Source organism: Clostridium sp. BL-8 (assembly GCF_002006495.1).
Classification (GTDB): Bacteria; Bacillota; Clostridia; order Clostridiales; family Clostridiaceae; genus Clostridium.
Window position 1 is genome coordinate 46,812 of record NZ_LZZL01000020.1, and the last position, 13,164, is coordinate 59,975.

Genomic DNA, 13,164 nt, shown 5'->3' on the forward strand with positions numbered 1-13,164 from the left:
AGTATAACAGTATAAGAAAACTTTTACAAGTAATTTTTTTACTTTTTTAGAGGTCATTACACTTTCTTACTATAGTAACAACTTATCAATTTTAATTTTTCTTTCCTAGTTAATCTTTTTATTGCATATTCTCTTTTCATTGCATCATTTTTATTCTCAAATATCTCATGATAAATCAGCTTAACTGGGCCTCTTCCTCTAGTATACTTTGCTCCAATTCCCTTTGAATGCATTTCAACTCGTTTTTCTAAATTATTTGTCCATCCTGTATAGAGTGTACCATCGGCACATTCTAAAATATATACATAATTCATTATATTCTCCTAATTATTTTTCTATTATATTTAATTATATATCTATTTTATATTATAGGGCATATAAAAATGAATAATAAGGCAAATATATATCTCACATAAAAAGAATCAGGTATAAAGTATTTTCACATTTTACACCTGACTCATGCTATATTTTACACGGCTAATATATAATTATATACAGAATTAATACTACTATGAAAATGCTTTTATGGTATTTGTTTTGATATATCCTCTAGTTCTTCATATTTCTTTAAAAAAAGAATTAATTTTTCCAACATCACATTTGTTCCATTGTCCGAATCTGACTCTACATTTAATGCCAGTACAGGTTCATGTAATGATAATCTTAACAAAAGCCATCCATCACCGCTTTTTTTATTACAGTTTATCCTTACTCCTTCATAATTTTGTGGTTCAATTGTCCAGCCTTCTATTTGTTCTACGTATTTTTTTAAACCTTCAATTATCATTTCTCCATATGTTCTAAAATCTGCTCTTTTTATATTTATTCTTATATCTCTGCTTTCTTTTGGATATTTAAGATTTTCTATAAGGCTAGAAATGTCTTTTCCCTCTTCTTTTAGCTTAGCCATTTTTATTAATATTTTAGCAACTAAATATGCACCGTCATCTAAAAAATAATTTTCTTTCAGCGCAGCATGTCCAGATGTTTCTATCGCTAAGTTGCTCTCAGAACCTTTTTCATTTAATCTCTTAGCTTCATTTATAACATTTTTATATCCTCTTTTAAATCTATGATGAATTCCCCCTAAGTTTGTTATAAATTCAGCAAGCCCTGCTGAAGTTACTGAGTCTGTAACAATAGTGGAACTTGGCGTTTCCTCTAGTACTATAGCAGATATTAATGCTATAAGTGCATTCTTATTTATCTCCGTTCCATCACTGCTTACCACTGCTGCCCTATCTACATCTGTATCAAAAATTATTCCTAAATCTGCTTTATTTTGAAGAACTGCCTTTTTTATAGATTCCATGGCCTCTTTGTTTTCTGGGTTTGGTATATGATTAGGAAAATTTCCATCAGGTTCTGTGAACTGACTTCCTTCTATATCAGCTCCAAGCTTCGCTAAAACTTTATGTGCAAAAAATCCTCCTGCTCCATTTCCTGCATCTACAATTATTTTCTTTCCTTCTAGAGGAAATTCATAATTTATTTCCGAATTTACGCTTTTCCTTATTTTATTGACTAATATATTTGAGTAAACATCTATAAAGTCAACATTTTCTACTGATCCACCAGCACAACTCTTTCCTTCTAAGCAGGAATATTCTATTATTTCTACAATATCTTCTTTTTCACATCCACCTTCCTTAGTAAAAAATTTTAATCCATTATAATAATATGGAAGATGGCTTGCTGTTATCATTATAGCTCCATCACAGGAATAGTCTTCTAAAATAGTTGTCATAAACATGGCAGGAGTTGTACACATTCCACAATCATAGATTCTGAAGCCAGAATTTAAAAAAACTTTAATTAAAGCCTCTTTCAATTCTAGACCTGACAATCTTGAATCTATACCAACAGCTATTTTTATACTACCTTTATCTATATTTTTATTATTTTTGAGCCATTCCAAAAATCCATTTCCTAAGGCTCTTACTAAATCTGGTGTAAGGTTTTTAATTCCATTATATTCAGTTGCTATCCCTCTTATATCCGTTCCGCTTTGCAACTTTTTAAGTTCTTGTAGCATAATAATTCCTCCCAAAACTAAAGTATATACTAGTAAACATCTTGCAATATTTTTTTATTATTAAAGTGATTAACAAAATAATTAAATTACCTTTAGCAAAGTTTATTTATTTTCTATTTCTTCTACCAATGCAAGTCTTTCTGCGTGTCTTCCACCTTGAAATTCTGAATTCAACCATGTATTTACAATTTCAAGAGCTAATCCTTCTCCTATAACTCTTTCCCCTAAACATAAAACATTTGTATTATTATGTTCTCTGGTAGCTTTTGCAGAGAAACAATCACCAACAACTGCGGCTCTTATCCCCTTATATTTATTGGCTGCAATCGACATTCCGATGCCTGTTCCACAACACAATATTCCTAAATCACATTCTTTTGATACTACTGATTCCGAAACTTTTAATGCATAGTCCGGATAATTCACACTATCACTGCTATTAGTACCAAAATCAATAACATCTATATTTTTAGCCGAAAGTTCTTTCTTTATTGTATTTTTTAGATTAACTCCACCATGGTCACATCCTAAAGCTATTTTCATCTATATCATCCTTCCTATTATTTACTCATTGAATCTTAATATTTCTCGTAGTATAATTATCTTTAAAATAATAGGAGAATACTCGCAATATTCTCCTGTTATTTAAGCATATGAATGAGTTATGGGGTATTGTTGATGTTTATTATCTTTTGATTGAATAGATCAATGTTTTTCGCTAAACCTTCATTAAATAATGATGAACCTATTACAATATCTCTAGCTCCTGCTTTAATTACATCTTCTACATTGTATAAGTTTATTCCACCGTCTACTTGAATAGTGAACTCATAATTGTTTTCTGCTTTAATTTCATTAAGCTGACTTATTTTATCTAAAGCAAAAGGAACGAATGATTGTCCGCCAAATCCTGGCTCTACGGACATTATCAAAACTCTATCTAAAAGAGGATAAACATATTCTAGACAGTTTATTGGTGTTGCTGGATTTAAAGCTACTCCTGCCTTTATACCAAAGCTTTTTAAATAGTGTATGCTTTTATATAAATGAGTTGCAACTTCTGAATGTATTGTAATGCTATTTGCTCCTGCCTCTACTAAAGCTTCGACATATTCATCTGGATTTGTAACCATTAAGTGAACATCAAATTCTGCTGTTGTTAACTTTCTTAAAGCTGCTAATTGGCCTAATCCTATTGAAATATTAGGTACATAATGTCCATCCATAATGTCTATATGAATAACCTTAATATCCTTTTCATTGAATATCCTAAAGTCTTCTGAATAATTACATACATTTGCTGATAACAGTGATGGTGAAATTATTGCTTCCATCTACAATCCTCCATTCTTACTTCATATATAACTTTATTTTGATATTATCTTTTTAAGCTTCTCTATTAATTTATCTTAAGTTAGTACATAATATTTTAGCGTGGTGTTTAGTTTATTGAGAAAATATATATTAGAAATTTAGTCTTTAAAATGATTTTACAGTTTCAACTATGTGCTCTGCTGTTAAATTGTATTTTTCTAGTAGAACTTCTGCACTTCCTGACTTTCCGAATTCATCGTTTATTCCAATTCTTTTAACTTTTGTTGGATGTTCTTCGCTTAAAAGTTCTGAAACTGCTGAACCTAATCCCCCTATTATACTGTGCTCTTCTACAATTACAATTTTCTTTACTCTTTTCGCAACATCAACAATTAGTTCATTATCAAGAGGCTTTATTGTTGATATATTTACAACAGTTGCATTTATTCCGCTTTCACTTAATGCTCTTGCTGCATCTAAAGCTTTTGCTACCATTATTCCTGTTGCAATTATTGCTACATCATTTCCACTTGAGAATAAAATTTCACCTTTTCCAATTTTAAATTCATAATTTTCATCATGTATATCTGGAGTTGCTGCTCTACCTAATCTTATATATACTGGTCCATAATATTCTTTAGCGGCAAATATTGCTTTTTTAGCTTCAACTACATCTGCTGGGCTTATTACAACCATATTAGGTATGCTTCTCATTAATGATATATCTTCAAGTGCCTGATGGCTTCCTCCATCTTCTCCAACTGTTATACCTGCATGAGTTGCCACTACTTTAACATTTAGGTTAGGATATGCTACTGAATTTCTTATTTGCTCAAATGCTCTTCCTGCTGCGAACATTGCAAATGTACTTGCAAATGGAATCTTTCCGGCTGCTGCAAGACCAGCTGCTGTACCAATCATGTCTCCTTCTGCAATTCCCATATCAAAGTATCTTTCTGGTGCTACTTTTTTAAACTCCATACTCTTAGTTGCTTTACCCAGATCCGCCTCTAATGCCACAACATTTTTGTCTTCTGCTAGTACTTTTAAAGCTTGTCCGTATGCTTCTCTTGTTGCTGCTCCCATTAATTTACGCCTCCTTCTAACTCAGCTAATGCTTTCCTTGTTTCTTCTTCATTTGGTGCTGACCCATGCCATGCAACGTTATTTTCCATAAATGAAACGCCTTTTCCTTTTACTGTCTTGCAAACTATCATTGTTGGTTTTCCTTTTACAGCTGCTGCTTCATCTATAGCTTTAGAGATTTCTTCAAAGCAGTGCCCATTTATAGTTAGAACATTCCAACCAAAAGCCTTGAATTTTTCATCAGCTGGACCTATATTCATTACTTCTTCATTTGAACCATCTATCTGTAGGCCATTTAAATCAAGGAATGCAGTTAAATTGTCAAGTTTATAATGTGCTGCGCTCATTGCGGCTTCCCATATCTGTCCTTCTTGCACTTCTCCATCACCTAATACTGCGTAAACTCTATAATCTGCATTGTCTAGTTTTGCAGCTATTGCCATTCCATTTGCTGCTGATAATCCTTGTCCTAGTGATCCTGTTGACATATCAACACCTTCAACTTTTTTCATATCCGGATGACCTTGTAACTTAGATCCATATTTTCTTAAGCTTAAGAGTTCCTCTTTAGGGAAATATCCTCTCTCTGCCAATGTAGCATATAATGCTGGTGCTGAATGTCCTTTTGATAATACAAGCCTGTCTCTTTTTGGATCTTTTGGATTTTTAGGATCTATATTCATTTTCTCAAAGTATAAAACAGTCAGGATATCTGCAATTGATAATGAACCTCCTGGATGCCCTGATTTTGCTGCTGATACACTTTTAATAATATTTACTCTTATGTTGCTTGATATTTTCTTTAAATTTTCATTCATGCGCTATATTTCCTCCTAAAATTTAAGATCTGTAATTTTTTCTATTAGTGCTTTTCTTCAAAACATTACTCTTGCTCTTGGACTATCATTATCTTATTATATTCCTCTTTTCTACTACCAATTAATTCAAAAGCTTTTGCTGTATCTTCTAGTGAGAATCTGTGTGATATAAGTTCCTGTAATTTAATTTTCTTTTGTTTTAAATATTCTATAGATGCAAACCATTCTTTTCCTGGAAATGGTGCAGAATATGAATTCCAAAATCCTTGTAAATTTAATTCTCTTCTGAATATTCCTTCAAAAGCACTCTCTGATAACTCAATCCCTGCATGTCCAATTCCTTGATATGCTACTTTTCCTTTTTTTCTTGTTATTAATAAGCATTGTTCTTGTGTTATCTTTGATCCAGCACATTCGATACTGATATCAACACCTAACCCATTGGTTAACTCTAATATTTTCTCAACTGGATTTTCCTTCATTGCATTTATTCCTATATCTGCACCTAAAGCAATAGCTTCTTCTATTTTTTTATCAGATATATCTACTGCAATAATTCTTTCAACTCCTGAAATCTTAAGCCATTGAATCGTAAGCTGTCCTATGGTACCAGCCCCTAGAACTGCTACTGTATCACCTAGTTGCGAATGAATATTTAATGTTCCATGTAATGCAACTGCCAATGGTTCTATCATTGCTGCTTCTTCATAATCTATATCGTCTATTTTTAATACATTTGCTGCTTTAACATTTGCATATTCTGCAAATCCGCCAAATTGCGTTGCACCTATCATTTCATAATTTTCGCAAAGTGAAAATTGTCCCTTTTTACAGTATTCGCATTCATTACATGGTTGTAATGGAACTGCAACAACTCTATCTCCAACTTCTACATTTGTAACATTTTTACCCTTTTCAACTACATAACCTGAAAATTCATGACCTAATATAGCTGGTAACTCATATTTCCATTTCTTTAATGCTCTTGGAGGATCTGATCCACATATTCCTGCCGCCATTACCTTTATTTTAACTTCATCATCTCCATATGGACGTAATTCAATTTCCTCATATCTTATATCTCCTACTCCATGTAGTACTGCTGCTTTCATTTTTTCTCCTCCTTAATAAACAAAATCTAAATGAACAAAATATTTTATATTTTTATGGTTCTTATTGTAAAGCATACTTTTACTTAATAACCTAATGTTTTTACTTTAAAATCAATGGAAGAAAGGTCCTACTATTTGTGCAAATTTTAATATTATCCAGTTGAGGAAGTTACCACCCATATCTAAACTTGAAATCTGAGTAGCTCCACCTGGTACTTGGAAGCTTGCACCAGACATCATTGAAGTGTGTACTGTTGCAAAGTCTGTTGCCATAAGTAGTGAGAATGCAAGTACTATTGTCCCTGTAATTACTGAGTGAACAATATTTCCTTTTCTTGAACCAACCACAAATGCAACATAGAATGGTATTGTAGCTAAATCACCAAATGGTAATACTTTATTTCCTGGTATGATTACTGCTAACACTAATGTAATTGGTACTAATATTAAAGCTGTAGCCATTGTTGCTGGATGTCCTACTGATACAGCTGCATCAATACCGATATATAATTCTCTGCCTGCATATTTAGATTGAAGTTTTTCTTTCATTGCATCTGAAATAGGAATTAAACCTTCCATTAATATCTTAACCATTCTAGGTAGTAAGAACATAACAGCCGCCATGCTAACACCTGCTTTAAATATTGCTCCTGGATCGTTTCCTGCAAGTATCGCAAGTACGCAACCTAAGATTAATCCCATCATCATAGGTTCCCCAAATATACCAAATCTCTTTTGAATTGATTCAGGGTCTGCATGTAATTTATTTAATCCTGGAATTTTCTCTATTAAATATCCAATTGGAATACCTACTAATCCAAATGCAGCAGTAGAACCTGTTGGAAGTGATATACCTTCTAAATCATAAAAATTTGCAACCATTGGAGCTGTTTTATCAGCAATAACTAATACCATGATTTCATATAATATTGCGCAGATAATTGCAAATATCCAGCTGTTTGTAACTATATAACCAGTTGCTCCAGCAGCTATAAAATGCCAATAATTCCAGATATCAACATCTAGGGTTTTTGTTAATTTAAAGAAGATCATAACTAAATTAACAACTAAACATACTGGTATTAAGATAGCTGCTACTGGTGTTGCCCAAGATGCCGCTGCCGCTGCTGGCCAACCACAGTCAATTACATTTAGACTTAATCCAAATCTTTTTACCATTTCTTGTGCTATTGGCCCTAATGTACTTGATAACACACCACAAACTAAGTTGATTCCAACGAAACCAATACCTATTGTGATACCAGACTTAAATGCCTTAGTGATTCCCGTTCCCGCTATCAAGCCTATTATCAGTATTGCTATTGGTAAAATTGCTGTTGGCCCAATTCCTAAAATGTACTGAACTACTCCCATAAGTTGATCCATATTATTATTCCTCCTAACAATCTTTGAAAAATTTTATTTAAATTGTCCTAATAAATTAGGACAATATAAACCTTATTTAAAAAAGCTTAATATTTTTTCATCTAGTTTATCCATACCAATTCCAGTAACATATGCTGTAGCCTTTATTGCTGGAATTTCATACGTAGTAGGTAAGATAGTAGTTGAGATTATCAAATCAGCATCTTTTGCTTTAGAAGCTACCTCTGCTATCTTACATTGAATAATCTCTGCCATAATACCATTTGCTTTAAATAATTTTTCAACCTTGTCGCAAACTACTGTCGATGTTGCTATACCTGCACCACAAGCTACCAATACTCTTTTTTTACCATTCATAATTAATTCCTCCTAATATTTTTAATTTGGTTTATAACTTAAAATATTTGTATTATCAATTTAATTTATATATTGTTTAAAAGGTTTTCAATCTGATCCTGATCTTTGGCTTCTATAATTTGCTTTACTAAATCTTCTTGTTGTATAACTTCCATCAACTCCTTTAGCACTTCTAATTGATCATGAGGTTTGTTAAGTCCTAACATAAATATAAGACTCATTTCTTCTTCCTGTGTTTCATCTTCCATTAACTTAAACTTTATTGGACTTTTTGGTACTGCTATTGCAATAAACTCTTCCTTAACGTGAATTGCATCAGTATGAGGTATTGCAACATTGTAATTAGTTAATTTTATTCCTGTTGGAAAAACGTTTTCCCTTGATATCAACCCATCTAAGTAAGTTGGCTCTACATATCCATATTTAAATACTTCATTGTGCATCATCTGGAATAATTCGTTTCTATCTTTGCATGGTAAATTTACTTTTATCAAATTTTTATTAATAAATTTATTTAATTCCATACACTCATCTCCTTTCAATACTGCTTTTTTTATTTGATCTTTATGCTATTTATTAAAGCAAGACCCATGCCAAGTTTTCGGAATATTTTGATTTTATAAAAATACCCCCTTTACTTCTTTTTTAGATTTAGCTGAATGTATGTTATTCACTAGATTTTCTTCCCTAATCATGTAAGCTATTTTTTTTATTTCTTCTCTGTTATCCTCTTTAAGTGCCAGCAAAAAAACTATATCTACCATTATTTTTTCATTCCATTGTATTGGTTTATTTAGTTTTGCTATAACTATAGCTGGTTTAATAACATTTTCAGGCAGACCATGGGGAATAGCTACTTCATTGTTAAACACACTATCCCCAATAGCTTCTCTTTTGTATATATTTAATAAAAACTTATTATTAACGAATCCTTTTTCTTCAAGCAGTCCTACCATTTTATCTATTATTTCCTCTTTATTTAAACAATCTAAATTTATCAAAATAAAATCTTCAGCTATTAATTGATTTAGCTTTTCATACGCTATTAATTCTTTACTAGCTGCTTCCATACCAATAAGCTTAATTAACTTATTAATACCAATTCCATCTAATATATCTCTGTAATCTATAAAAGGTATATTTGCTACGTTAATTTTTATAGTTCCGCACACTGCCACAATATCATATTCACTTGACATCTTTGCAATTTCATCTTCTATGTCTTTTCTATTAATAAAACCCATTGCAAATATCTCTATATTGCAATGCATTTTTTTTAGATATTTCTGAATATGCATTTTAATACTTAATGCATTTCCTTCCCCTGTTAGACAAATAGTTATTATTGCTTTCTTTTTGTTTTCTCTGCTCTCCATTTTCGGTTTAAACGTACCATGATATTCTTTTAACTCTTTTAACATTTCAACAATATTATCCAAACTTTCATATTCTATTGAAGCTTTTCTAACTGCTTCTATCGCTAATAACGTATCAACTCTTGCCAAGCTTCTAGTTTTTATTCCAGTCCGCTCCTCCACCTGTGACGAGAACATACCTAATGACCCCATATCTACAAGTAATAAACACCCTCTCCCTTCATCCATTTTCTGAATAAATTCAATAGTTCTATCCAATCCACTTTCAGGTGATTCATCTAACGATATCTCTATTCCAATTGCATCATCTACTCCTAACAACTGATTAACAATATCTGCAATACCACATGCAACATGTCCATGAGTTATTATAAATACCCTAACCTTAGATTTAATATTAAATGTATCTGAACAAAACTTCTTTATATAGATTGCAATATATATTGTTTCTTCTTTAGAAATTTCCAAGTTTGTGGATTTCCCTATCATTTGTCTTATCTTTTCGGCAATTTGCATCTCTTGTTGCATAGTTTCTTTGTTTATATGAATGTTAGATTTTCTTATAACTTTCCCAGTAATAACTCTTTCAATAGTAAAATTAATATGTATAGCTAGCGCAATAAAAAAGTTGTCGTTTATAAACTTATATTTTCCTCTAACCAATTCTAAAATCCCTTCTGTTATACTTATAACTTCTGGTCTAACTATTGATTTTAGCTCATTTATATTTAATAACTTTGTAATTTTTTTATTATCAATTATCTTTCCTAATTTACTTTCAACTCTTTCTAAAAGAATCTTGTCTAATTCACAATCATTTATTCCTTCTGACTCAAGTTTTTTAAATTCAGATTCTATATAATGATAGATTTCATTTTCATTTACATATTTAGTTATTTCATTTTTATTTTTTTCTTGGTTTTTTATATCTATATATAGATCATCTATAACAAGATTTTTTACTTGCTTATCATTCTTTTGTCCTTCAGAAAATGAATTTCTAATTGAAATACTTATGTCATCCATACTAATAATTACTTCATCTGTATTTTTGAACATATATTTTACATAACTTTTTGCACAAATGACTTGAATGTCACTTTTAAGTTGTCCTATATTAGCTTTACAGTTATATAGCATCAGACAGATTAATATGTCCTTCTCAACTAAAAGATTTCTATTAATTCTATGCGCCTCTCTATTTAAAAACATTACTATAATCTCTAATCTTTCATGTAACGGTCTTTCTATTAATTTAGGCAATTCAATGAGCATAGGTATCCTTCTTCTAAATGTCAATAATAAACTTGATTCTGGATTTTCAGTAGTTGCAGCTAATATAAGAACATTAACTTTTCTTTCAACATTTGTTTCTCCTAGTCTCCTATACTTACCTTTATCTATAAGATTAAATAATATTTCCTGTCCTTCTGAAGGAAGTCTATGTATTTCATCTAAGAATAAAATGCCATTGTTAGCCTTTTCAACTAATCCTTCCTTGTCTAAATTAGCTCCAGTATATGCCCCTTTAATCACTCCAAATAATTGAGCGATAAGAAGATTTGGATTTTCTGCATAATCTGCACAGTTAAATACTATGAAAGGAGAATTTTTAGACTTGGCCCCGCTTGATACAGCAAATTCATACATACATTCTGCTAACTCACTTTTGCCAACTCCTGAACCACCATAAATAAGTGTGTGTAATCCATTAGGTGGGTATAATATCGCTGCTTTTGCTAAGTCTATCTTATTTCTAATACTTCCTTTATACCCTATTAGTTTTTTAAAACTCTCTTCATTTTGATTATCTGATTTAGGTGTGAATATATTATCACTAATATTTTCTCCTCTAATATTCTCCGAACCTAACTCTTTCATATACCTTCCTACAATATTTCTGGAAATATTATATCCTTTTTGTATCATTCGTTCTGTGACTTTTCTTTCAGATATATTATTACTACGTAAAATTTCCTTTAAATCACTTAGCAATAATGCCTTTCTCCTATCCCTTGAATCAGGAATATTTAGTTCCCTTCTTTTTTCTATAACTTTTAATCTTGGAATAGATAATAATTCTGAAAGTTCCTGATCTGTATAAGGATTTTTCTTATCCTCAGTATCAATAAGTTCAGCTAATCCTCCCACTCATGTCTCCTCCCTTATGGTCTATTTACAACTCAACTTGATATTGGAACCTAGTTAACATAGCAAAAAATTATATTTAATATAAATATATCCGAATTAAAATATTCATTAATCCGTTATCTTAGTAAACATTTACATATGTTACTACAATACTTTTCATTTATATCTGCAATAAATTTACTATCAGAAAATGCCCTAGAATGTCTTTCTCTAAATATCATTAGTAAAAGTGAGTTATTCAAAAAAATTTAGAAATCTAAACTAGAATTTCAAAGTCTTCCAAATAACTCACTTAATAAGTATAATTGACATATTAGAATTTCAAACAATAGCTGGTTCAATAAGATTAGAATAAAATTATGTGTATTTAATAATTATATTTCTTCTGTTTCAAAAGCTTTCCATGGAATATCAATTTTAGCACCTGAATTTATGATATCATCAATATGAATTAACAATGGGAAATCACTAAGTGCAACTATTCCCTTTTCTGCTAAAAATCGTACATACTTTGCTGCGCGAGTAGCAATGACTACTGATTCCAAAGTAACTCCTTTTAATTTTTCCATGGCTTCCGCAAAGGAAAATCCTTGTCCAAGTAGAGTTCCTATTCTACGGGTACGCCCTCCAAAAACAGTTACATAAAGGTCTCCACCAAAATATACGATATTTTCTTCTTTACCCCCTATTAATTTAAGAAGATGTTTTGCTTCCTTTATGCTTTCTCCAAAAAGTGCTGCTTGTGAATTGTAATGCTCTTTTCCTGATCCATCTGCTCCAATAGCTAACCCAATAGCTAGAGATACACCAAGGGCATACGCGTTCTTTAAGGCTACTGCACATTCAACTCCTACAACATCTGTGGATAAGCTGATATGATAATAAGATGTCTCAAATAAATCCTTAAACTTTCTAAGTATATTTACATTATCTCCACAAAATACTACTTCTGAATTGTCTTTGTCAGCAAGCTCATAACTAGTACATGGACCTCCAATAGCACTAATAGAAAGCTTTTTATTAGGAGGAAGTTTACTCAAAAAATACTGTGGATAATTGATTATTTCTCCATCTTCTTTAGTAATCATTCCTTTTGTTATTGAAAGAACAGGAATATGTTCAGGTATAATAGGCAATATATTATCCGCAAACCAATCAACACCAAAACTGCTGACTCCACAAATGATAACATCAGCTCCATCTATTGCTTCCTTTACATCTTCTATTTGATAGTAATTAATCCCCTTTTTAGGTAATTCACGTTTCAATGTTGTATGAAACCCTGTCTCCTTCGCTGCACTTATGATATCTCTATCTAATGGAGTACCAACAAGTCGTACCTCATTCTTATTTTCTGTTGCAGGAAAAGTTAATGCAGATGCCATTTGGCCTGCTCCAATAATTGCAATAATACTCATAATATTACCTCCATATTTACAAATTAAAAACTTGTTGAAACAATTTTTAATTTTCTGAATTTTAATCTTTATGCTATCTTATTAGAGCAAAAACTATGCCAAGTTTTTGGA

General features: G+C 31.2%; 12 protein-coding genes. All 12 read right to left on the bottom strand.

Annotation, left to right across the window (positions count from 1 at the left end; all coding sequences use genetic code 11):
• Positions 1 to 56: 56 nt before the first annotated feature.
• Positions 57 to 314 (bottom strand): GIY-YIG nuclease family protein, encoded by a 258-nt coding sequence (locus CLOBL_RS08995; protein ID WP_077858709.1) that lies wholly within the window; start codon positions 312 to 314, stop codon positions 57 to 59.
• A gap of 209 nt (positions 315 to 523) precedes the next feature.
• Positions 524 to 2,035: a phosphomannomutase/phosphoglucomutase gene (locus CLOBL_RS09000; RefSeq protein ID WP_077858710.1), complete on the bottom strand. Its 1,512-nt coding sequence runs from the start codon at positions 2,033 to 2,035 to the stop codon at positions 524 to 526.
• 102 nt (positions 2,036 to 2,137) lie between these two features.
• Positions 2,138 to 2,578 carry a ribose 5-phosphate isomerase B gene (gene rpiB / locus CLOBL_RS09005; protein ID WP_077858711.1) on the bottom strand — a complete coding sequence of 147 codons (441 nt, stop codon included), beginning with the start codon at positions 2,576 to 2,578 and terminating at the stop codon, positions 2,138 to 2,140.
• 119 nt (positions 2,579 to 2,697) lie between these two features.
• Complete coding sequence (gene rpe, locus CLOBL_RS09010) at positions 2,698 to 3,369, bottom strand: ribulose-phosphate 3-epimerase (RefSeq protein WP_077858712.1); 672 nt, start codon at positions 3,367 to 3,369, stop codon at positions 2,698 to 2,700.
• A 145-nt stretch (positions 3,370 to 3,514) separates the two neighbouring features.
• The gene (locus tag CLOBL_RS09015) at positions 3,515 to 4,435 is read right to left on the bottom strand and encodes a transketolase family protein (RefSeq protein ID WP_077858713.1); all 921 of its coding nucleotides are present in this window, start codon (positions 4,433 to 4,435) and stop codon (positions 3,515 to 3,517) included.
• Positions 4,435 to 5,253: a transketolase gene (locus CLOBL_RS09020; RefSeq protein WP_077858714.1), complete on the bottom strand. Its 819-nt coding sequence runs from the start codon at positions 5,251 to 5,253 to the stop codon at positions 4,435 to 4,437. The genes CLOBL_RS09015 and CLOBL_RS09020 overlap by 1 nt, the downstream gene beginning before the upstream one ends.
• 65 nt (positions 5,254 to 5,318) lie before the next feature.
• Complete coding sequence (locus CLOBL_RS09025; protein WP_077858715.1) at positions 5,319 to 6,365, bottom strand: galactitol-1-phosphate 5-dehydrogenase; 1,047 nt, start codon at positions 6,363 to 6,365, stop codon at positions 5,319 to 5,321.
• A 111-nt stretch (positions 6,366 to 6,476) separates the two neighbouring features.
• Positions 6,477 to 7,751, bottom strand: a complete 1,275-nt coding sequence (locus CLOBL_RS09030) for a PTS transporter subunit IIC (protein WP_077858716.1) — start codon at positions 7,749 to 7,751, stop codon at positions 6,477 to 6,479.
• Between the two features lie 72 nt (positions 7,752 to 7,823).
• Positions 7,824 to 8,108 carry a PTS sugar transporter subunit IIB gene (locus tag CLOBL_RS09035; protein ID WP_077858717.1) on the bottom strand — a complete coding sequence of 95 codons (285 nt, stop codon included), beginning with the start codon at positions 8,106 to 8,108 and terminating at the stop codon, positions 7,824 to 7,826.
• A 65-nt stretch (positions 8,109 to 8,173) separates the two neighbouring features.
• A complete protein-coding gene (locus CLOBL_RS09040) occupies positions 8,174 to 8,632 on the bottom strand; it encodes a PTS sugar transporter subunit IIA (RefSeq protein WP_077858718.1) in 459 nt (152 codons plus the stop codon).
• A 93-nt stretch (positions 8,633 to 8,725) separates the two neighbouring features.
• Entirely contained in the window at positions 8,726 to 11,635 is a 2,910-nt protein-coding gene (locus CLOBL_RS09045; protein ID WP_077858719.1) for a sigma 54-interacting transcriptional regulator, read from the bottom strand.
• Between the two features lie 374 nt (positions 11,636 to 12,009).
• Positions 12,010 to 13,053, bottom strand: a complete 1,044-nt coding sequence (locus CLOBL_RS09050) for an NAD(P)-binding domain-containing protein (RefSeq protein ID WP_077858720.1) — start codon at positions 13,051 to 13,053, stop codon at positions 12,010 to 12,012.
• Positions 13,054 to 13,164: the final 111 nt, after the last annotated feature.

What these genes read in the sequence shown, in the direction of transcription:
- CLOBL_RS08995 (WP_077858709.1), bottom strand. Translation starts at nt 314, where the DNA reads ATGAATTATGTATATATTTTAGAATGTGCCGATGGTACACTCTATACA.
- CLOBL_RS09000 (WP_077858710.1), bottom strand. Translation starts at nt 2,035, where the DNA reads ATGCTACAAGAACTTAAAAAGTTGCAAAGCGGAACGGATATAAGAGGG.
- rpiB (WP_077858711.1), bottom strand. Translation starts at nt 2,578, where the DNA reads ATGAAAATAGCTTTAGGATGTGACCATGGTGGAGTTAATCTAAAAAAT.
- rpe (WP_077858712.1), bottom strand. Translation starts at nt 3,369, where the DNA reads ATGGAAGCAATAATTTCACCATCACTGTTATCAGCAAATGTATGTAAT.
- CLOBL_RS09015 (WP_077858713.1), bottom strand. Translation starts at nt 4,435, where the DNA reads ATGGGAGCAGCAACAAGAGAAGCATACGGACAAGCTTTAAAAGTACTA.
- CLOBL_RS09020 (WP_077858714.1), bottom strand. Translation starts at nt 5,253, where the DNA reads ATGAATGAAAATTTAAAGAAAATATCAAGCAACATAAGAGTAAATATT.
- CLOBL_RS09025 (WP_077858715.1), bottom strand. Translation starts at nt 6,365, where the DNA reads ATGAAAGCAGCAGTACTACATGGAGTAGGAGATATAAGATATGAGGAA.
- CLOBL_RS09030 (WP_077858716.1), bottom strand. Translation starts at nt 7,751, where the DNA reads ATGGATCAACTTATGGGAGTAGTTCAGTACATTTTAGGAATTGGGCCA.
- CLOBL_RS09035 (WP_077858717.1), bottom strand. Translation starts at nt 8,108, where the DNA reads ATGAATGGTAAAAAAAGAGTATTGGTAGCTTGTGGTGCAGGTATAGCA.
- CLOBL_RS09040 (WP_077858718.1), bottom strand. Translation starts at nt 8,632, where the DNA reads ATGGAATTAAATAAATTTATTAATAAAAATTTGATAAAAGTAAATTTA.
- CLOBL_RS09050 (WP_077858720.1), bottom strand. Translation starts at nt 13,053, where the DNA reads ATGAGTATTATTGCAATTATTGGAGCAGGCCAAATGGCATCTGCATTA.